This is a genomic window from Ruegeria sp. YTSA064, from assembly GCF_059610325.1.
On the sequence record NZ_JBXWNK010000016.1, the window covers coordinates 1 to 21516 of the forward strand.

Below are 21516 nucleotides of genomic sequence, written 5' to 3' on the forward strand. Positions count from 1 at the left end.
GAGATAGCCCTTTAAAGCTGAAGAAGGAGCGCGACAGCTGCCATCAATTGAGAGCGTTTTTCGAACCGCGCAAATTTATGGGCAAATCGTGCAAGCTTATGCGCAAATACCGCGCAGAATTATGGGCGAACACAGCCGAATTTCCTGAATGTCTTCAATGAAGACAATGCAGCGTTATGAGAACACCTACACTAGATCAGAAATCCAGATTCTCGACGCTTAGCGCATTCTTCTGAATGAATTCTCGACGTGGTTCCACAACGTCGCCCATAAGCTTGGTGAACAGGTCATCGGCCTCCACCATATCGTCAACTCGAACCTGTAATAGTGTCCGGGCATCTGGATCGAGTGTGGTTTCCCACAATTGGTCCGGATTCATCTCACCCAGACCCTTGTAGCGTTGCAGCGACAGGCCCTTTTCGCCTTCTTCCAGAATCGCGCGCAGCAAATCCAGCGGGCCGTGGATGACTTGGGACCGATCGCGGCGGATCAGGGTCGCTGGAGTGTTATAAACCTCTTGCAGGCTTTGGGTGAAGCTGCCGGTTTTGCGCGCTTCGCCCGAGCGGAGCATGGGGCCGTCCAGGGTGCGAACCTCTTCCACGCCGCGCAGGATACGAGCCAGGCGGATGCCGTGATCTTGTGTGATCCTGCCTTGCCATCCGCGTTCATATTCCAGTGCGATCAGATCCAAACGGGCCGCAACCTTGTCAGCCACACCTTGCAGGTCAGCATCCACAGCACCTGGCACAAATGCACCGGCGACGGCGGCTTGCTCAAGGATATGACGCGGGTAATGGGTTGGGAACGCATCCAGCACACGTTTCAGTTGACGCGCTTCATCGACGACGCGGGTCAGGTCCTGGCCAACTAATTCTTCACCGGAACCAAGCTTTAGGACCGCACCTTCGACACCTTGATTAACTAGATATTCATCAAGCGCAGCCTGGTCCTTCAGGTAAACCTCAGATTTACCTCGAGAAACTTTATAGAGTGGCGGTTGCGCGATGTAGAGATACCCCCCTTCGATCAATTCCGGCATCTGCCGATAGAAGAAGGTCAGCAGCAGGGTCCGGATGTGCGCACCATCGACATCCGCATCGGTCATAATGACAATTTTGTGGTAGCGCAGCTTTTCGATGTTGAACTCATCGCGACCAATGCCGGTGCCTAGCGCCATCACAAGGTTCCCGATTTCCTGAGATGACAGCATCCGGTCAAACCGGGCGCGTTCAACGTTCAGGATTTTCCCGCGCAGGGGCAAAACTGCCTGAGTCAGACGGTCCCGGCCCGTCTGGGCAGAGCCTCCTGCCGAGTCCCCCTCGACCAGAAAGACCTCGGTCTTTGATGGGTCTTTCTCGGAACAGTCTTTCAGCTTACCGGCCAAGTAGTTTACATCCATTGCCGTCTTGCGGCGGGTTAAATCACGGGCTTTACGGGCCGCTTCGCGGGCCAAGGCGGCCTCGATGATCTTGCCAACGATCCCCTTGGCCTCGGTCGGATTTTCCTCGAACCACTCGGCTAGTTTTTCGTTCATCAAACCTTCAACCGCCGGGCGCACTTCGGACGACACCAGCTTATCTTTGGTCTGGGATGAGAATTTGGGGTCAGGTACTTTCACCGACAGCACACAGGTCAGGCCTTCACGCGCATCATCGCCGGTAAAGCTCACCTTCTCCTTCTTCGCGATCCCACTGGACTGCGCATAGTTGTTGATTGTTCGGGTCAGAGCGCCCCGGAATCCGGCCACGTGGGTACCGCCGTCCCGCTGTGGGATGTTGTTGGTGAACGGCAGAACCGTCTCGTGATAGCTGTCATTCCACCACATGGCGATTTCAACACCGATATCGTCGCGCTCACCCTTGATATAGATCGGCTCGGGCATCGCCGGGGTCTTGGATCGATCGAGGTATTTGACGAATTCCTTGACGCCGCCTTCATAAAACAGCTCGGTTTCCAGCCGTTCGGCGGGACGTTCGTCGATCAGAATGATCCGCACGCCCGAATTCAGAAAGGCCAGCTCGCGTAGACGTTTTTCCAGCGTTTCGAACGAGTATTCAAGATTCGAAAATGTGCTTGTCGAGGCTAGAAAGCGTACCTCGGTCCCGGTGCGGTCGCCGCATTCGCCCACGACTTTCAGGTGCTCGGCGGTCTCACCACCCTCAAATCTCGCCAAATGCTCCTTGCCAGCGCGCCAGATGCGCAGTTCCAGCCAATCGGATAGTGCGTTCACCACCGATACACCCACACCGTGCAGACCACCCGACACTTTGTACGAGTTGCTGTCGAACTTACCGCCCGCGTGCAGCTGGGTCATGATGACCTCGGCGGCCGAAACGCCTTCTTCGGGGTGAATATCGACCGGAATACCGCGACCGTTGTCGCTGACCGAAACGCTGGAATCGGCGTGGATTTTCACGGTCACATGGTCGGCATGACCGGCCAACGCCTCGTCAATTCCGTTGTCCACGACTTCGTACACCATGTGGTGCAAACCCGAGCCATCATCCGTGTCCCCGATGTACATGCCAGGGCGCTTGCGAACCGCCTCTAACCCTTTGAGAACTTTAATGGAATCAGCGCCGTATTCCTGGGGTGCCTGTGCGTCTTCGGACATGCCGTTAGTACCTATATTATTTTGGTAACTTATACGTTTTCTGGTGGGGAATGTCACGCGATCCCCCAACATTTTGTGGTTCTGATCCGCTTTATTTGCAGATCAAAGCCGATCGAGGTCCGCTGCAATATCTTCGGCGATCTCTGTTGCATTCACATCGTCGCGTTCGGCCGATAATCGCAGCCCTAAAAGGTCAGATTGATAGCGCGAGGCAAGGCGGTCCGGGTCGTGATCAGGGGCGATTTCTCCGGCATCCTGCGCGCGGCGAAACAGGTCTGCAAAACAAGTCTTCATCGAAACCATATGACTACGTGCCTGAGCGGCCAGATCGTGATCCTTTGCCTGCAACTCGGCAAAAGTTTTCGCCAACATGCAGGCTTTGGTCGGCAGCTCTGATGCCTCGATTACGCGACGTGGCTGCGCCTTGAGCGCGCCGAGCGGACCCAGTTCCTCGGCCAAGGTCCCCATGCTGGCAACCCCATCCTGCGCATACCGCTCTAACGCCAGGGCGTAGAGCGTATCTTTCGACCCAAACGCCGCGTAGAAGCTGCCCGGTTTCAGCTTCAGCTCGCGCTCAAGGTCTTTCAGCGACGTTCCTGCCCAGCCGTGACGCCAAAAAATATCACGAGCCTGCGCGATTAGTGCGTCTCGGTCGTATGAGGGCTTGCGAGGCATGGTCTCACCAATACTTGAACGTTCGCTCAAATATATACTTGAGCGATCGCTCAAGAAACCCTAAATACGACCCATCTCGCCAGAAACAGGAGTTTGACATGGCCAATTTCCCGTCCCACGACCTCGAATCTGCCCCAGAAGGATCCAAGCCGCTGCTTGAGAAATCTCAGGCTGCATTCGGGCGCCTGCCCGGTCTGCACAAAGTAATGGCCGAAAGCCCACAGCACCTGGAAGGCTATCAGGTTCTGCACGGCCTTTTCCTGCAGACCGACTTCGACAATGACGAAAAGACCGTTGTCTGGCAGACAATCAACGTAGAAAACGAATGCCATTACTGCGTGCCCGCCCACACTGGAATCGCTAAGATGATGAAAGTCTCGGACGAGATCACAGAGGCACTGCGCAACGAGACTCCGCTTCCCTCGGAAAAGCTTGAGGCACTGCGCACTTTCACCCTGCAGGTTATGGAAACCCGTGGCAACCCGACCGAAGAACAACTGCAGGCGTTCTTCGACGCAGGTTATTCCCACCGCGCGGTTTTGGACGTGGTTCTGGGACTGGCGCAGAAAACCATGTCGAACTACGTCAACCACATGGCCAAAACACCGGTCGACCAGGTTATGCGCGGCTTCCTGTGGGAGCGTAAAGTCAGCGAGCCTGCCTAAGCAGTTACAACCGAGCCTTCGTCGCCCTCGGTTACAATCAATGTTTGGGCCCGGTCGCCCAATTCCGCAAATAGCTCAGGCCCGGTGCCCGTCATCCAGGCCTGAGCGCCCAGCGCACAAATCTCATCGTAAAGCGCGGCGCGACGGTCCGCGTCCAGATGAGCAGCGACCTCATCCAACAGCACAATCGGTGGCGCCCCGACCATGCCCGCCAACGCCCGCGCGTTCGATAGGATCAGCGAAACCAACAGCGCCTTTTGCTCTCCGGTGGAACAGTCTTTGGCGGGCACACCCTTGGCCGCAAACACTCCATAAAGATCTGAACGATGCGGCCCAACCAACGTACGGCCCGCAGCCAAATCCCGAAACCAGCTTTCATTCAACGCTTCGCGCAAATCTTCTGTAGTTTCAGGCATCGCTCCTTCGGTCTGGACAAGTTCCAACTCCGCCGAAGGAAACGCCGTTTCCGCTTGATGCTGTGCCGCCCGTAAATGCTCCAGAGCCGCCTTTCGTGCCGCGTGGATGCGGTGCCCCGTCTCTGCCATCTGTCCCTCCAGCGCCGCATACCAATGGGCGTCTCGAACCTGCTCTTTCAGCAATCGGTTCCGCTCGCGCATCGACTTTTCATAGATCAGTGAGGCTTCGGCGTGAGACGGATCAAAACTCAGCGCAATCCGGTCCAAAAACCGCCGCCGACCCTCGGCACCCTCAATCCACAAGCGATCCATTGAGGGGATCAACCAAACAACGCGCGCCAACTTGCCCAGATCAATCTGACTGGCCGCCTTGTTATCAATCCGAACCTGCCGAGCTGCGCCACCTTCGGACCATGTCTCAATTTCGTAGTTCTGGCCCTGTACGTTCATCAATCCGGACAGCTTCCAACCCAACGCCTCAGGCCTCCGGGTCATCTCAGCCGCACTCGCCCGCCGCATACCGCGTCCGGGCGAGAACAGTGACACTGCTTCCAGAATGTTGGTCTTTCCGGCCCCGTTCGGCCCGTGGATCGCCACCGGTCGCCCGTCCAAGGACAACCGCGCCAGCTTATGAGACCGAAAATGCGAAACGGTAAGCTCGGTCAGGGCCAATCCCATGACCCCTCCCTTTCGTTAGAGATCACCCGATCGGGGCAATCAGACGCGCATCGGCATTACGACGTAAACAGCGCTTTGGTCGTTGCCTTCGCGCATCAGTGTCGGATCACCAGCGGAATTGAACATGAAGACAGCGTTCTCGCGGTCCACTTGAGAAGCGATCTCGAGCAGGTATTTCGCGTTAAAACCAATTTCGAGACGTTCATCCCCATACGCGACAGCCAACTCTTCCTCAGCCGCACCACTGTCGGGTGCATTGACCGACAGGACCAGCTTGTCCGCATCCAGTTGCAGTTTTACAGCTCGTGACCGTTCGGACGAAACGGTCGCCACACGATCCACGGCCTGCGCGAATTCGGCAGCGTCAACCTCTAGCTTGCGCGTATTTCCCTGAGGGATGACGCGCGTGTAGTCAGGGAAAGTCCCATCAATCACTTTCGAGGTGAGCGTGATGTCTGGCGTTGCAAACCGCACCTTGGTTTCGCTGACCGAGACGGCGATGTCCATTTCATCATCATCCAACAGCTTGCGCAGTTCACCCACGGTCTTTCGGGGAACAATTACACCCGGCATATCCGCCGCTCCGTCCGGCAGGTCCGCATCAATACGCGCCAGACGGTGGCCATCGGTCGCCACGCAGCGCAGCACCTTGCCGCCCTCAGAACCATCAGCGACATGCATGTAGACACCGTTCAGATAATAACGGGTCTCTTCGGTAGAAATGGCGAACTTCGATTTGTCGAACAACCGCCGCAGCAGCGCAGCCGACGCCGTAAAGTTCGATTGGTATTCCGAGGACGCCATAACCGGAAAATCCTCTTTCGGCAGCGTCGCCAGCGAGAAGTTCGACCGACCGGCCTCAACCGTCAATCGGCCAGCAGCACTGTCGGCGGTTAAAGTCACCAGCGCCCCATCGGGCAGCTTGCGCACAATCTCATGCAGCGTGGTGGCGGCGACAGTTGTCGCGCCCGCTTTCTCAACCTGCGCAGGAGCCTTGTCGACAACCTCGATATCCAGATCAGTCGCTCGGAACAGCGCCTGATCCCCTTCGGCTTCGATCAGCACATTGGCCAGGATCGGAATGGTGTTGCGACGTTCAACAACAGATTGGGCCTGCGAAACGGCCTTTAGAAGGGTGCCGCGTTCGATGCTGATCTTCATACCCTCAGTTCCTCTGACTTGAGTGCGTACATGGGCGGGACTGGCAAGTTACCGGTTCCGCCCTGAGGCACAAGGATTTTTTGTGAATTTCTGGGTTGGAATGATCAAACCGTCAAGGCCAACCGGCCATCCCACCGCCAGTTCGCGCGCAATCGTGGATTATTGCGCACATGAAAATACCCCGGCCAGACGGGCGCGGGGCATTTCCAGTACGGTCGCAGATTAGGCTTCCAAAGCCCGGCGCAGCATCTCGACGTCTTCGGCGATCTGGCCATCGGTCAGCTTCAGCTCTTCGATGCGCTTGACGCCGTGCATGACTGTGGTGTGGTCGCGCCCACCGAAACGACGGCCGATTTCCGGCAAAGACCGGCTGGTCAGTTGCTTACACAGATACATCGCCACCTGACGCGGGCGAGCATAAGACCGGAGACGCTTGGGGCCAATGATGTCGCTGAGGCGAATGTTGTAATAGTCCGAGACTTTGCGCTGAATCTCTTCGACAGTGATCTTGCGCTCGGATGCGCGTAGCACATCGGCCAGACAATCCTGCGTCAGCTCCATATCGATCTCACGCCCAACCAGCGAGGCAAACGCGAACAGGCGGGTCAGCGCCCCTTCCAACACGCGCACATTGGTCGATATGCGGTGTGCAAGGAATTCCAATACACCATCAGCAATGGTGAGATCGGGATAAGTGCTGCTGTATTGCTGCACTTTGTTCTGCAGGATTCCCAGACGCAGCTCATAGTCCGTTGGATGAAGATCGACGACAAGGCCGCATTGCAGACGCGATTTCACGCGATCCTCAAGATCCTTGATCTCACCCGGCGCGCGGTCTGCCGAAATGATGATCTGCTTATTCTGGTCCACCAGCGCATTGAAGGTATGAAAGAACTCTTCCTGCGTCGAATCCTTACCCGCGATGAACTGCACGTCATCAACCATAAGCACGTCGACCGAGCGGAACAGATGCTTGAAATCCATCATCCGGCGCTCACGCAGGGCCTGCACAAAACGGTACATGAACTGTTCTGCCGACAGGTACAGAACGTTTAGTTCGGGATGCTTGGTTTTCAGCTCCCAAGCAATGGCGTGCATCAGGTGCGTCTTACCAAGGCCGACACCCCCGTAGAGCACCAGCGGATTGAATGTTACGGGCCCGCCTTCGGAAACGCGGCGCGCGGCGGCGTGAGCCAGCTCATTCGGCTTACCAACAACAAAACTGTCAAAGGTAAAGCGCGCATCCAGCGGTGCCGCCTGTAACGCCTCAAGCGCATCATGCGAGGCCTCAACAACAACGGGCTGCGGAACGGCTTGGGGTTTTGGGGTCTCAGCCTGCGCAGGACGGGTCGGAGAATTAGCAGCGGTGCGGAATGCAAGGCGCTGAACAGGCTCGCCCGCCGTGTTTAGTTCATAAAGAATGAGGTCAGCAAAATTTTGACTTACGTAGTTTCCCATGAAGTTGGTCGGCACAGAAAATACCGCGACGCCATCTTGCAATCCCTGAAACTCTAAAGGTTCGATCCAGGTCGTGAAGTTGTTCTTACCAACAGCCTTCATCAACTTGTTCCGCAACTGTCCCCATTTCTCTTGTGTCATTCGGCGCCTCACGCATCCCATTCTTTATTGGCCTGTCAGCCTTATCAAAATAGTCCGGTATACCGGTTTATTGCGTCCACCCACAAGGATACCCATGCGCCAGACCACAAGGTCTGGCGGGTCATTTTAACGTTCAGCGCAATCCGATACCGCATTGTCCAACAGTCGGTACAACCCCGAAAACAGGGTGGCGCGTCACAATCCAATTTTTCGACAGGGCCAAGATCATCGGAAAACCCGAGACCCAGAGCAGATCGTCCAACCGACCGAAGCCGATTTTCGAACATTCGTTCCGGATTCCTACTGATGCCCGTCAGTCAGATACCCAGAACAGCCTGTCCCCCCAAGCGAGTGAATCGCTGACTCAGTCGTAGCAAGAGCCCATGGGTCCGGGCAACGAAACTCTGATATTGACTCGGGGTTCAGGACGAAAGAATCTCTCGACTTCGTGAAGGCGCGGCTTTCCGGCAACAATGAAAAAGGCGCCGCTATGCGCGACGCCTTTTTCGCAAATCAACGCTTGACGCGTTTTCCCAAAGAATCAGCCCAGCGCTTTGACGCGTGCCGACAGGCGCGACATTTTGCGGGCTGCGGTGTTCTTGTGGAAGACACCTTTGGTGACGCCACGCATCAGTTCTGGCTGAGCGGCGCGCAGGGCAGCGGTAGCCGCGTCCTTGTCACCGGATGCGATTGCTTCTTCAACTTTGCGCAGATGTGTGCGGATGCGCGAACGGCGTGCTTTGTTTACAGCAAAACGCTTTTCGTTCTGACGAGCGCGTTTCTTTGCCTGGGGCGAATTTGCCATGTGTCTCTGACCTTTTGTTCGGTACGGTTATCTAGGGTTGCGCGCCACGGACATATCCGCACCGGATCAGAAATCACGAGTGTGAGTCGGGCCAAGCGGGCCGCACGCGCATGTATGACGGCGGTCTCTACCCAAGTTTAAAGGTTTTGCCAAGCTGATTCTTCACAAGAGCTTCAGTAGCAAAAAGGCGAGACCAAGCCCGCCTGAATTCACTGAATGTCCGTTATCGTTACTTGTCGCGGAACTGAGCCGCACGTTTTTCCAGAAACGCGGCCATGCCCTCTTTCTGATCTTCAGTTGCAAACATCGAATGGAACACCCGGCGCTCAAACAGCATACCCTCGCTCAGCGGCAACTCATAGCTGCGGTTCACGGCTTCCTTGGCCGCGATTGCCGTGATCTGCGACTTCTCAGCGATCTTCTGCGCTGCGCCGGTTGCTTCTTCGATCAGCTTCTTGGCAGGCACGACGCGGCTGACCAGCCCCGCACGCTCGGCCTCTTCCGCGTCCATGAACCGACCGGTCAAGTTCATGTCCATCGATTTGGACTTGCCTACAAACCGTGTCAAACGCTGGCTGCCGCCGAGTCCTGCGATGACGCCCAGATTGATCTCGGGCTGGCCGAACTTGGCTGTATCCGCTGCGATGATGAAATCACACAGCATTGCCAGCTCACAACCTCCGCCCAGCGCATAACCTGCAACGGCGGCGATGATCGGTTTGCGGATTGCCGATACCCGGTCATTCGCGTCGCCAAAAAGGTTGATGTTGAAGACATCGACATAGCTCATCTCGGACATCTCTTTGATGTCCGCACCAGCCGCAAAAGCTTTGTCCGAGCCGGTGATGACGATGCAGCGCACCTTGTCGTTGCTGTCTGCTTCTTCCAGCGCATCACACAACTCACCCAGTAACTGGGTGTTCAGCGCATTCATCGCATCTGGTCTGTTGAGCTTGATTAGGGCGACGTGGTCTTCGATTTCGACGATGATCGTCTCAAAAGCCATGAGGTGTAAGCTTCCGGTTGTTCCGTTCAAGTACGATTCCTTACCACGCGAATTCGCTGGATCAAGTTATCTTTGGCATTGCGCACAGTAGAAGGATGAGCGACCAGACTGAGTGATTCTCTTGATTTCACCACTACATCCTTTGGTTCTGCAGGGCCTTCCCTCACGCCCATAAACATCAAAACTATGCTGAAAATATCCAAGTTCTCCATCGGCTTGGCGGAAATCACGTAAGGATGAACCACCCGCTTCAATCGCGTCCTGCAACACCTGGCGGATGATCGGAACCAGCGCTCCAACACGCGACGCAGAAATTTGTCCGGCTTTGCGACGTGGCGACACCTTGCCGCGATAAAGCGCTTCGCAGACGTAGATATTTCCCAATCCGGCAACGATTCCCTGATCCAGCAACGCGGATTTGACCGGGCTATTCTTACCTTTGAACGCCTCAATGAGGTGCTGTTCGTGGAAATCGTTACCCAATGGTTCAGGTCCCAGAACTGACAGCAGCTTGTGATCCTCTGCCGTGGCTGTCGGCAGCAGGTCCATGGCTCCGAACCGACGCGGATCGTTAAAAGTGATACGGGTGCCGTTGGCCATATGAAAGACTACGTGATCATGCTTTTCCGGCATCGGGTGTTTGTGGGCAAATTGCCCTAGAGGATCACCAGATACGGTCATACGCCCGGACATACCAAGATGAATCAGCAGTGTTTCTCCACTGTTCAGATCGGCCAGAATGTATTTCGATCGTCTACGCAATCGGTCGACGCGCTGCCCAGTCAGTCGTTCAGCCATCCGCTCGGGGAAAGGCCAGCGCAAATCGGGGCGGTTTACGTCCGCCCTTTGGATTACGACGCCTTCCATCGCCGGGGATAGACCGCGTCTTACTGTCTCGACCTCGGGCAATTCGGGCATTAGATGGCTCCTATTCCAAAGGGCCGCATTGTGCCCGCCTCTTATGGCCCTATAACAGAGGCGAAATTCGACGAACGGCAAGGCAAATGTCCAACAACAGCGACAAGACCACTCATTTCGGGTTTGAAACCGTGCGCGAGGCCGACAAGGCCGGGCGCGTACAGGGCGTGTTCAACTCGGTCGCCTCGAAATACGATGTGATGAACGATGTCATGTCGATGGGCATTCACCGGGTCTGGAAAGACGCAATGATGGATTGGCTTGCCCCGCGCCCCGGTCAACGGTTGCTGGACGTTGCAGGTGGGACCGGAGATATCTCTTTTCGTTTCCTGAGACGCGCGGGCCACGGCCATGCCACGGTTCTGGACCTGACAGAGCCTATGCTGGTCGAAGGCCGCCAGCGCGCCGAGGCCGACCAGATGTCCGACAGCCTGAACTGGGTGGTGGGCGATGCGATGTCCCTGCCGTTCGAGGACAATACGTTCGACGTCTATACAATTTCCTTCGGCATCCGGAATGTTACCCGCCCGCAAGAGGCATTGAACGAGGCCTATCGCGTGCTGAAACCCGGTGGCCGCCTAATGGTGCTTGAATTCAGCCAACTGCCCAATGACGGACTGCAAAAGCTTTATGACCTCTACAGCTTCAACGTCATTCCACGCATGGGCAAACTAATCGCCAATGACTACGACAGCTATCAATACCTGGTGGAATCGATCCGCAAGTTCCCGGATCAGGAGACATTCCTGAGCATAGTCCGCGCCGCCGGGTTCGAAAACGCCAAGTACCGCAATCTCAGCATGGGTATCGCGGCACTGCATTCCGGCTGGAAGATCTAGATGCGCGGCCCACATAACATTATCCGCCTGATCCGCACAGGCGCAACGCTCGAGCGCACGGGTGCCATGAACGTGGTATTAGACGCGTTCGAGGCTCCTCGGGCTATCCGCATCCTCGCACATGTTCTGGGCAAACCATTTCAGTGGCTGGGGTACAAAGGGGATCCCCAGATGCCGCCCGCAACCCGCGCCTTAACTGCTCTTGGGCCCGCCTATATCAAGTTCGGACAAGTCCTTTCGACGCGCCCCGACGTGGTTGGAAATGAACTGGCTGAACAACTGCGTGTCTTGCAGGATAAGCTTCCGCCATTCTCTAAGGCCGAAGCCATGGCCGAGGTCGAGAAAGAGCTGGGCCAACCCCTTTCAGAAATGTTCAGCGATTTCAGCGAGCCTATCGCCGCAGCCTCAATCGCTCAGGTCCACAAAGCTAAGCTGGCCAGCACGGGTGAAGATGTTGCCGTCAAAGTCCTTCGCCCCGGAATTGAACGCGCCTTCCGTAAAGATGTAGACGCCTTTTATTTCGCCGCCCGAATTGTCGACCTGTTTGCCCCCGGTGCTCGTCGCTTGCGCCCTATGGAGGTGATCGAGCATTTTGACGGAGTTGTCCGCGGCGAGTTGGACCTGCGCCTGGAAAGCGCTGCTGCTTCGGAATACGCCGCCAACACCAAGGATGATTCCGGGTTCTGGCTGCCTCCGGTCGTCTGGTCCTTGTCCGCACGCCGGGTGATGACACTCAGCTGGGCCGATGGAATCCCGCTGGGCGACAATGACGCGCTGGACGCTGCAGGCCACAATCGCAGCGATCTGGCAGAACGTGTGTTGCGCCTTTTCCTGCTGCACGCCCTTCGCGATGGCTATTTCCATGCGGATATGCACCAAGGGAACCTGAAGGTCGCCGCGAATGGAGACATTATTGCCTATGACTACGGCATCATGGGGCATATCGACGAATACACCCGTCGGGTCTATGCCGAAATCCTCTTCGGCTTCATCCGCCGCGACTACAAACGCGTAGCCGAAGTCCATTTCGAGGCCGGCTATGTCCCTGCCAACCAGGACGTCGACGAATTCGCCCGCGCCTTGCGCGCAGTCGGAGAACCCATCTTCGGCATGGACGCGACCCATATCTCCATGGGCCGACTGCTCAGCTATCTGTTTGAGGTCACAGAGCGCTTCGGCATGGAAACCCGAACCGAACTGATTCTTCTGCAGCGCACCATGGTCGTGGTCGAAGGCGTTGCCCGATCACTCGACGATCATATGAATATCTGGGAAGTCGCGCGCCCGGTCGTCGAGGATTATATCAAAAGCTCCATCGGCCCCCGGGCCGCCCTGAGAGATTTTGGTAAGACCGCAATGGTGCTGGCCCGTTTCGGCCCACGCTTACCTGCGCTGGTAGAAAACGCCCTGATTGCGCAAACCACGAAAGATGACCAGCAAACTTCCGGCAAGACAACCTTGCTGCTACCCGCCGCCCTTGGCGCAGCCGTTGGGATCGCAGCCACACTTGTCGTGATGACATTCGGCTAACAACAACCCGCCTGCTTCATCTGGCCACAAATCTTCGGGGGGAATCGCGCCACCGGCGCGATTGGGGGGCAGACAGCCCCCTCCGCTCGACCTCAATCAGAGCCGCTCGATGGCAAGGGCAATCCCCTGCCCACCACCAATACACATGGTGATAAGCGCCTTGGAACCACCAACACGCTCCAGTTCATACAGCGCTTTTAGGGTGATAATCGCCCCAGTTGCCCCCACAGGGTGCCCCAACGCAATCGCACCGCCATTCGGATTGACCTTAGCGGCATCCAACCCAAGCTCTTGATTGACGGCCAGGGCCTGTGCGGCAAAGGCCTCATTACTCTCGATCATATCGAAATCAACTGCCGACAGCCCTGTCTTCTTGAACAAGTTCTGCACTGCAGGAACCGGTCCAATTCCCATTACTTCGGGCCGCACTCCGGCATGCGCATATCCCAATATCCGTGCCTTTGGTTTCAATCCGGCCTTTTCAGCAGCATCTGACGTCGCCAGAACCATCGCCGCAGCCCCATCGTTGATACCCGATGCATTCCCGGCCGTGACGCGTCCTTCTTTCTTGAACACTGGACGAAGGCCCGCCAACGCCTCAGCTGTGGTGGCCTTGGGATGCTCATCCACCTTAAAGTCAACCATCTCGCGTTTGACTTTCACCTGCACAGGCGTGATCTGGCTTTCGAAATATCCAGCGTCGATCGCTGTTGCCGCTCGGCTCTGGCTGGTTAAGGCAAACGCATCCATCTGTTCACGACTGATCTGATGTTCGTCGGCCACATTCTCAGCCGTCACACCCATATGACCGGTTCCGAAAGGACAGTTCAGCGCGCCCAACATCATGTCCAGTGAGGTGACGTCGCCCATCTTAGCGCCCCATCTGGCCTGAGGCACGATGTAGGGGCTGCGTGACATGCTCTCGGCTCCTCCAGCCACTGCGAAATCGGCATCTCCCAGCATCAGAGATTGTACTGCCGACACAATCGCCTGCGCGCCGGAGCCACACAAACGATTTACGTTCATTGCCGGTGTCCCGTTCGGAATGCCCGCCTGCATCGCTGCTACGCGCGACAGGTACATATCGCGGGGTTCAGTGTTGATCACATGACCGAATACCACATGTCCGATTTGCCCGCCTTCGACACCCGACCGTTCAAGCGCGGCTTCGGTCGCCACTGTCGCTAAATCAATCGGCGCTGTCGAAGCCAGCGCACCGCCAAAAGTACCGATGGCAGTACGTGCGCCATCCAGAATAACGATATCGGTCATGGATCACTCCTCCTGAGGTTGGCCGTAGTATGCACCCGCAGTAACTCTCTGTCGCCTGAGACGTCCCGTCACAGACGGAATTGACATCTATTGATTCAAGGCGCATCAAATTCCGCCATGACGGACAAGACAGACGATATCCTGACACGCCTTCCGACACGCCTTAAAGAGGCGCGCCGGGCCCAGGGCCTTTCCCTTGAAGCGGTTGCGAATCTCAGTGGCGTATCGCGATCCATGGTCAGCCAGATCGAGAGGGGAGAGAGCAGCCCCACAATTTCGACCTTGTGGAACCTGACCCGAGCTCTGCAGGTGGATTTTGCCGGGTTGTTGGAAGACACGAAGACAACCGACCAGATCGAGATTCTCAAAAACTCCGAAGTGCCCAGCATCGATAACATGGGAGAGAACTGCCGCATCCGGATCCTCTCACCGCCAGAAGAAGCCGGCGGTCACGAGGTCTATGACATTCAGCTCGACAAAAATGGCGCCCTGAACAGCCAACCCCATGCGCGCGGTGCACGGGAACAATTGACCGTGTTGGAAGGGTCAGTTCGAGTTACTTCGGGCGTGGCAGTGAGCGAACTCAGGCAAGGTGATACAGCCCGATATGCCGCTGACGTCGCGCATTCCATTTCTGCCGACAGCCCTGCGCGTGTTTTCCTAATTGTAAAGAACGCCTGACTCAGCAATAATCCGCCTTCACGGATATTTTTCCGTAATTTCGTAAATCCCCTATTTGGGATATTCGTCCGTTATGTTAGAAGCGCGACTCAGATGAACGGAGGTCGCCATGGCAAATGCATTCCTGTCCCACATCACGGACACCCTTAAGCAGATCGAATCCGAAGGTCTGTACAAGCGTGAACGAATGATCACCTCGCCTCAGGGCGGTGAGATTACTGTGGGCGGAAAGCAGGTCATCAACCTGTGCGCCAATAACTATCTGGGCCTGGCCGATCACCCCGCCCTGATCGACGCCGCCAAAAACGCCATGGAACCGAAAGGGTTCGGCATGGCCTCTGTCCGCTTTATCTGCGGCACGCAGGATATTCACCGCGAGCTTGAGCAACGGCTGGCCAAGTTCCTGAACAAAGATGATTCAATTCTGTTCGCTGCCTGTTTCGATGCCAATGGCGGGCTGTTTGAGCCTTTGTTAGGGCCTGAAGACGCCATCATCTCGGACAGCCTGAACCACGCGTCAATCATCGATGGCGTAAGGCTCTGCAAGGCCAAACGCTATCGCTATCTAAACAATGACATGAATGACCTCGAGGCTTGGTTGAAACAGGCGCGCGAGGACGGGGCGCGGCATATCATGATCGCCACCGACGGCGTTTTTTCGATGGATGGCTATCTGGCCAATCTGCCAAAAATACGCGAGCTGGCCGACAAGTACGACGCCATCGTCATGGTCGATGATTGCCACGCCACGGGCTTCATGGGGCCAAACGGTGCGGGCACGCCGGATCACTTCGGCGTCGACGTGGACATTCTGACGGGAACTCTGGGCAAGGCACTTGGGGGGGCAATCGGCGGCTACATCGCCGGGCCGCAGCCAGTGATCGACCTGCTGCGGCAGCGGGCGCGGCCCTATCTGTTCTCAAACTCGCTGCCGCCGTCCATCGTCGCTGCCGGTATGGAAGCAATCCGTCTGGTTGAAGAGGGCGACATGCTGCGCGCGCAACTGTTCGGCAACGCCAAATACTGGCGCGCCGGTTTGGAGAAACTGGGCTTTGATCTGTTGCCCGGTGAGCACCCAATCATCCCGGTGATGCTCGGGGACGCAACGCTTGCGCAAGACATGGCGTCGCGGTTGTTTGATGAAGGCGTCTATGTCTCGGGCTTCTTCTTCCCCGTCGTTCCGCGCGGTCAGGCCCGGATCAGAACGCAGATGAATGCGGCTCTAACAAAGGATGAATTGGATCGCGCGCTCGCGGCCTTTGGCAAGGTCGGCAAGGAATTGGGGGTGATCTGATGCGACCCAACACGATGAAAGCACTGGAAAAATCCAAGCCCGAGGAAGGCCTTTGGATGGTTCAGGCCCCAGTGCCCGAGATTGGACCGGACGAGGTACTGATCCGCATAAACAAAACCGGCATCTGCGGCACAGATATCCATATCTGGAATTGGGATGACTGGGCCGCAGCCACAGTACCAGTGCCGATGATCACCGGCCACGAGTTCGCTGGCGAAATAGTCGAGATTGGTCGTAATGTTACCGGGCTTGAGATCGGCCAGCGCTGCTCGGGCGAAGGGCACCTGATCGGAACCGAAAGTCGCCAGAGTCGCGCTGGCAAGTTCCATCTGGACCCCGGAACGCGAGGCATCGGCGTAAACGAACAAGGTGCCTTTGCGCAATTTTTGAAACTGCCCGCCTTCAACGTGATACCTTTGCCAGATGATGTGCCGGATGAGATTGGTGCGATCCTCGACCCGCTGGGCAATGCGGTTCATACCGCGCTGAGCTTTGATCTGCTGGGTGAGGATGTTCTGATAACAGGCGCAGGCCCGATCGGCATAATGGCAGCAGCTGTCGCACGCCATGCAGGTGCGCGAAACGTCGTAATCACCGATATCAATGCAGATCGGCTGAAACTGGCGGAACATGTGGTGCAGTCGGTACGTACGGTCGATGTAACCATAGAAGAGTTGTCCGATGTCATCACCGAACTGGGGATGAAAGAAGGTTTTGACGTGGGTTTGGAGATGTCGGGCTCGCAGGCAGCTTTGGATCAGATGGTCGAAGCGCTGGTCATGGGCGGTAAGATCGCCCTGCTGGGCATCCCACCGGGCCAATCTCCGGTCGACTGGAGCCGAATTGTCTTTAAAGCCATCACCATCAAGGGCGTCTACGGCCGTGAGATGTTTGAGACATGGTACAAGATGATTGCTATGCTGCAGAACGGTTTGGACGTAAGCCGCGTGATCACCCATCAGTTTGGTGTTGACGATTTTGCCGAAGGTTTCGCAGCAATGAAGTCGGGCCTGTCCGGCAAAGTTGTTCTGGACTGGACCTGACCCTCTGGATAGTTGCAAAACTGGCCCATACACAGGGATCGAGCAACCAACCGGAGGAGCAAGATGGGCAGCACGAAAGATGACCGACTGCTGGAACGCGGAATCGAGGATTCTCTGGTCACCGATTTCGCTGAGACGCATCGCAAAAGCTATGGCGACTTTCTGCAACTCAAAACCCTGTTGAATCTGCAAAAAACCTTTCAGGATCCTGCTCAGCCCGATGAGATGTTATTCATCATCATCCATCAGGTCAGCGAGCTATGGCTGAAGTTGATGCATCACCAGCTGGTCGAAGTGCGGCGCTTCCTGCAGCAAGATGATTTCGGCCCGGCGATGAAAAATCTCGACCGGATCAAGGCGATCCAGCGGCAGTTGATCACCGCTTGGGAAACGCTGCTGACCATGACGCCCGCCGACTACATGACGTTTCGCGATGCGTTAGGTAGTTCGTCAGGCTTTCAGAGTTACGGTTATCGCCAGATCGAGTTCATATTGGGCAACAAGGATGCTTCGACCCTCAAGGTGCATGAACACGATCCGGAGGTCATGGAGATGCTGAGCGCAGCGCTAACCAAGCCGTCCCTTTATGACGAAGTGCTGCACATGCTGGCACGGCAAGGGTTTGACGTACCGCAAGACCTGATCGAACGTGACTATTCACAATCCTATTCCGGCGACCCGCGCGTCGTGAAAATCTGGTGCGAGATTTTCCAGGATACCGGCAAGTATTGGGACCTCTATGCTCTGGCTGAAAAGCTGATGGACGTCGAATCGCTGTTCCAGCGCTGGCGTTTCGACCACGCTACGGCAGTCGAACGGGTCATCGGGATGCAACCCGGAACAGGTGGCTCGAGCGGTGTGGCCTTTCTGCGCAAGGCGCTGGAATTGCGCTTCTTCCACGACCTCTACGATATGCGCACCGAGCTGATGTATTCGGGAGACTGAGGCATGCTATATCGCGGGTTCACCCAAGATCAACTTGAACAGGAATACTCCCCCAGTTCGATGATTGGTGGCGATCTGACGCCATATCTGGACAGTTATGTTGCGCTCAGCGCTCAGGCCCGGACACGGATGGATGTGCGCGAAAACCTTGCTTATGGCGACAGTCCGGCGCAGGTTCTGGATTTCTTCCCCTCCTCAGACGCAAACGCACCTTTGCATGTGTTCATTCACGGAGGGTATTGGCAGGCGCTCAGCCAGCGCGAATCCGCCCCGATGGCACCGGTGCTACACGAAAACGGGCAGGCCTTTGCGACCCTGAATTACACACTCGCCCCTGAAGCTAGGTTGGGGCAGATGGTCGAAGAATGTCGCGATGCCTTGCTGTGGCTTGCATCACAGGCCGAGTTATTGGGCTTCGATCCATCAAACATCACCCTGTCAGGTCATAGCGCAGGTGCGCATCTGGTAGCGATGGTCATGGCCACCTCATCCAGCGCGTTGGCGCAGGCGGGTCTAAGAGTGCGTAACGTAATTCTGATCAGTGGCGTTTACGATTTGGAGCCGATTAGCCTAACTTCGGTAAATGATCCCTTGCAACTGACTAAGGTCGAGATTCACGATCTTTCCCCATGCCTCAATCTGCCCGCGCCGGGGCCGCGCTACAGGGTAACGGTTGCTGAAAGAGATACACCAGAATTTGTTCGACAAAGCCGTGACTATGCGGAGTTGCTACGAAAAGCAGGGCATTCGGTCAGTTTCGACCTTCAACAGGGTAAACATCACTTCGACATCATCATGCCCTCGGGCTCGTTTTTGTCGTCGCGCGGCGAATAGCCCCAAAAAGAAAACAGCGGCCCAATTGAGCCGCTGTCTTAAATCTCTCGCTGGAAGCCAGATCAGTCGAGCGTCCGGGTCACTTCTTCGCGCTCGAAAATCTCGATCACGTCGCCTGCGCGGATATCGTCGTAGTTCTCGAATGCCATACCGCATTCCTGACCCGACTGAACCTCAGTCACTTCGTCCTTGAAACGCTTCAGCGTCTTCAGCGTGCCTTCGTGAATCACCACGTTGTCGCGCAGCAGACGAACACCTGCGGAACGACGCGCCACGCCTTCGGTGACCAGACAGCCGGCAACTTTGCCAACGCCGGTAACCTTGAAGACTTCGCGGATCTCGGCGTAACCAATGAACTTCTCGCGGATTTCAGCGCTCAGCAGGCCGGATGCGGCTGCTTTCACGTCATCCACGAGGTCATAGATCACCGAATAATACCGGATCTCGACGCCTTTCTGGTTCGCGGTGTTTCGCGCTGACGCATTGGCACGAACGTTGAAGCCAAAGATCGGAGCGCCCGAAGCTTCGGCCAGACCGACATCCGTTTCGGTAATCGCGCCAACACCTGAGTGCAGAACGCGTACGCGCACTTCCTCATTGCCGATCTTCTCCATCGCCTGAACGATGGCTTCGGCAGAACCCTGCACGTCAGCTTTCATCAAGATCGGCAGCTCGGTGACGTTCTCGTCTTCCTTGGCCTTCTGCATCAGCTGCTCAAGGGTGGTCGCGGCACCAGCTGCGGCGCGCTTGTCCTTGGCTGCTTGCTCACGATAGGCAGCAATCTCACGGGCCTGCGCTTCGGTCTCGGTCACGTTCAGAACGTCGCCCGCTTCAGGCGTACCGTTCAGACCAAGAACCTCAACGGGAACCGACGGGCCGGCTTCTTTGACGCGGTCGCCTTTGTCGTTGATCAACGCGCGGACCTTACCATACTGCTCACCCACGACGAAGATATCGCCCTGACGCAAAGTGCCGTTCTGAACCAGAACGGTGGCAACGGGACCACGGCCCACATCAAGCTGCGCCTCGATCACGGCACCTTGGGCGGCGCGGTCGGGGTTGGCTTTCAGTTCCAGAATCTCGGCCTGCAGCGCGATGGCTTCCAGCAGTTCATCGAGACCTTGACCGGTGATGGCGGACACTTCGACGTCCTGAACCTCACCTGACATCTTTTCGACGATGACTTCGTGCTGCAGCAGATCGGTCCGCACCTTGTCCGGGTTCGCATCCGGCTTATCGACCTTGTTGATCGCCACGATCATCGGCACTTCGGCCGCCTTGGCGTGGTTGATCGCCTCGATCGTCTGCGGCATCACCGCATCATCGGCAGCCACAACCAGGACCACGATATCTGTGACCTGAGCACCGCGCGACCGCATTGAAGTAAAGGCCGCGTGGCCCGGCGTATCAAGGAAGGTCAGCGTGGTGCCACCATCGGTTTTCACCTGATAGGCGCCGATATGCTGGGTAATGCCACCGGCTTCGCCCGCCACAACGCGCGCGTCACGAATCGCATCCAGCAATGATGTCTTACCATGGTCAACGTGGCCCATGATGGTGATGACCGGCGGACGCGGCTGCAGATCGTCATCGCTGTCTTCGACTTCTTTGATGACGTCTTCAACATCCGAATCAGAGACGCGGGTCACCTTGTGCCCAAACTCTTCGATGATCAGCTCAGCGGTATCAGCGTCGATGGTCTGGTTCTGCGTGACCATCATGCCCATCTGCATCAGCGATTTGACAACGTCAGCCACGCGCTCGGCCATACGGTTGGCCAGTTCCGAAACCATGATCGCCTCGGGCAACTGAACGTCGCGGATCACCTTTTCCCGCTCGACCGGGCCGCCCATGGCTTTCTGGCGCGCACGCTCCTGCTTGCGCTTCATCGCAGCCATTGAACGCTGACGATTACCTTCACCACCGGTAGCCTGACCCAGTGTCAGCTTGCCCGAACGGCGGTTGTCGTCACGGCCTTTGCCGCGGCCACGCTGCTCGCGCTCGCGGTCTTGCTTGCGGGGTGTAGCCGCTGGCGCCGGTTTGTTGGCCGGACCGCGTGCCGTACGCGGTTGTTCTTCGGGCGCGGGTGCCGCAGCAGCGCGCTTGGCAGCTTCTTCCGCCTCTTTGCGCTTGCGTTCTTCTTCCTCGGCCTTGGCACGAGCACGCTCTTCAGCCTCACGCTGTTCGCGTTCCTTGGCTTCCTGTTCGGCCCGGCGGCGCGCACGTTCTTCTTCACGCGCCTTCTCTTGTGCCTCGCGCGCAGCGGCCTCTTCAGCCTCGCGCGCTTTGGCAGCTTGCAACGCCTTCATTCGGCGCGCCATTTCCGCATCGGAAATACCCGCCGGACGACGCGAAGGATCACCCGAAGGTGCCGCACCACCACTTGGTTTGGTCGCGCCCGGCTTGGGTACGACCACGCGTTTGCGTTTGGTCTCCACCACGACATTCTTGGTGCGTCCGTGGCTGAAACTCTGTTTCACATTTCCGGGGCGTGCCCCGCCACGAAGACCCAATGTCTTTTTGCCGTCACTATCGCTCATT

At 56.8% G+C, this 21516-nt stretch carries 18 protein-coding genes; 8 read left to right on the plus strand and 10 right to left on the minus strand.

The window, feature by feature from the left end:
- Positions 1-196 precede the first annotated feature (196 nt).
- Both gyrB and AC2FI7_RS20365 read right to left on the minus strand, forming a co-directional pair.
- Entirely contained in the window at positions 197-2614 is a 2418-nt protein-coding gene (gyrB, locus tag AC2FI7_RS20360; RefSeq protein ID WP_010442551.1) for a DNA topoisomerase (ATP-hydrolyzing) subunit B, read from the minus strand.
- A 102-nt stretch (positions 2615-2716) separates the two neighbouring features.
- On the minus strand, positions 2717-3289 hold the full coding sequence (locus tag AC2FI7_RS20365; RefSeq protein ID WP_010442550.1) for a TetR/AcrR family transcriptional regulator: 573 nt from the start codon (positions 3287-3289) through the stop codon (positions 2717-2719).
- Between the two features lie 98 nt (positions 3290-3387).
- Between AC2FI7_RS20365 and AC2FI7_RS20370 the strand changes: the two genes are divergently transcribed.
- Positions 3388-3954 carry a carboxymuconolactone decarboxylase family protein gene (locus AC2FI7_RS20370; protein WP_010442549.1) on the plus strand — a complete coding sequence of 189 codons (567 nt, stop codon included), beginning with the start codon at positions 3388-3390 and terminating at the stop codon, positions 3952-3954.
- Here AC2FI7_RS20370 and recF read toward each other — a convergent pair.
- The 6 genes from recF to mutM all read right to left on the minus strand — a co-directional run bounded on the left by recF (position 3951) and on the right by mutM (position 10537).
- Complete coding sequence (gene recF, locus AC2FI7_RS20375; protein WP_010442548.1) at positions 3951-5048, minus strand: DNA replication/repair protein RecF; 1098 nt, start codon at positions 5046-5048, stop codon at positions 3951-3953. The two genes, AC2FI7_RS20370 and recF, sit on opposite strands and share 4 nt — an antisense overlap.
- Before the next feature lie 39 nt (positions 5049-5087).
- A complete protein-coding gene (gene dnaN / locus AC2FI7_RS20380) occupies positions 5088-6209 on the minus strand; it encodes a DNA polymerase III subunit beta (protein ID WP_010442547.1) in 1122 nt (373 codons plus the stop codon).
- Positions 6210-6431: 222 nt separating this feature from the next.
- Positions 6432-7808, minus strand: a complete 1377-nt coding sequence (gene dnaA, locus AC2FI7_RS20385; RefSeq protein WP_010442546.1) for a chromosomal replication initiator protein DnaA — start codon at positions 7806-7808, stop codon at positions 6432-6434.
- A 541-nt stretch (positions 7809-8349) separates the two neighbouring features.
- Positions 8350-8613: a 30S ribosomal protein S20 gene (gene rpsT / locus AC2FI7_RS20390; protein WP_010442545.1), complete on the minus strand. Its 264-nt coding sequence runs from the start codon at positions 8611-8613 to the stop codon at positions 8350-8352.
- Positions 8614-8842: 229 nt separating this feature from the next.
- Positions 8843-9619, minus strand: coding sequence for an acryloyl-CoA hydratase (gene acuK, locus AC2FI7_RS20395; protein WP_496816874.1), 777 nt, complete (start codon positions 9617-9619; stop codon positions 8843-8845).
- 66 nt (positions 9620-9685) lie between these two features.
- Positions 9686-10537 carry a bifunctional DNA-formamidopyrimidine glycosylase/DNA-(apurinic or apyrimidinic site) lyase gene (mutM, locus tag AC2FI7_RS20400; RefSeq protein WP_496816875.1) on the minus strand — a complete coding sequence of 284 codons (852 nt, stop codon included), beginning with the start codon at positions 10535-10537 and terminating at the stop codon, positions 9686-9688.
- A gap of 86 nt (positions 10538-10623) precedes the next feature.
- On the opposite strand from mutM, the gene ubiE reads away from it, so the two are divergent.
- Positions 10624-11376, plus strand: a complete 753-nt coding sequence (gene ubiE / locus AC2FI7_RS20405) for a bifunctional demethylmenaquinone methyltransferase/2-methoxy-6-polyprenyl-1,4-benzoquinol methylase UbiE (RefSeq protein WP_010442542.1) — start codon at positions 10624-10626, stop codon at positions 11374-11376.
- Positions 11377-12906: a 2-polyprenylphenol 6-hydroxylase gene (gene ubiB / locus AC2FI7_RS20410; protein ID WP_010442541.1), complete on the plus strand. Its 1530-nt coding sequence runs from the start codon at positions 11377-11379 to the stop codon at positions 12904-12906.
- Positions 12907-13002: 96 nt separating this feature from the next.
- Here ubiB and AC2FI7_RS20415 read toward each other — a convergent pair whose 3' ends face one another.
- Positions 13003-14178, minus strand: coding sequence for an acetyl-CoA C-acyltransferase family protein (locus AC2FI7_RS20415; protein WP_496816876.1), 1176 nt, complete (start codon positions 14176-14178; stop codon positions 13003-13005).
- A gap of 117 nt (positions 14179-14295) precedes the next feature.
- Between AC2FI7_RS20415 and AC2FI7_RS20420 the strand changes: the two genes are divergently transcribed.
- From AC2FI7_RS20420 to AC2FI7_RS20440, 5 genes are all read left to right on the plus strand, one after another.
- Positions 14296-14859 carry a helix-turn-helix domain-containing protein gene (locus tag AC2FI7_RS20420; protein ID WP_010442539.1) on the plus strand — a complete coding sequence of 188 codons (564 nt, stop codon included), beginning with the start codon at positions 14296-14298 and terminating at the stop codon, positions 14857-14859.
- Positions 14860-14968: 109 nt separating this feature from the next.
- Positions 14969-16153 carry a glycine C-acetyltransferase gene (locus AC2FI7_RS20425; protein WP_010442538.1) on the plus strand — a complete coding sequence of 395 codons (1185 nt, stop codon included), beginning with the start codon at positions 14969-14971 and terminating at the stop codon, positions 16151-16153.
- Between the two features lie 14 nt (positions 16154-16167).
- Positions 16168-17196 carry an L-threonine 3-dehydrogenase gene (gene tdh / locus AC2FI7_RS20430; RefSeq protein ID WP_010442537.1) on the plus strand — a complete coding sequence of 343 codons (1029 nt, stop codon included), beginning with the start codon at positions 16168-16170 and terminating at the stop codon, positions 17194-17196.
- A gap of 63 nt (positions 17197-17259) precedes the next feature.
- Positions 17260-18141, plus strand: coding sequence for a tryptophan 2,3-dioxygenase (locus AC2FI7_RS20435; protein ID WP_010442536.1), 882 nt, complete (start codon positions 17260-17262; stop codon positions 18139-18141).
- Between the two features lie 3 nt (positions 18142-18144).
- Positions 18145-18975 (plus strand): alpha/beta hydrolase, encoded by an 831-nt coding sequence (locus tag AC2FI7_RS20440; protein ID WP_010442535.1) that lies wholly within the window; start codon positions 18145-18147, stop codon positions 18973-18975.
- A 62-nt stretch (positions 18976-19037) separates the two neighbouring features.
- On the opposite strand, the gene infB is transcribed toward AC2FI7_RS20440, so the two are convergent.
- Positions 19038-21515 carry a translation initiation factor IF-2 gene (gene infB, locus AC2FI7_RS20445; RefSeq protein WP_010442534.1) on the minus strand — a complete coding sequence of 826 codons (2478 nt, stop codon included), beginning with the start codon at positions 21513-21515 and terminating at the stop codon, positions 19038-19040.
- Between the last annotated feature and the right edge of the window lies 1 nt (position 21516).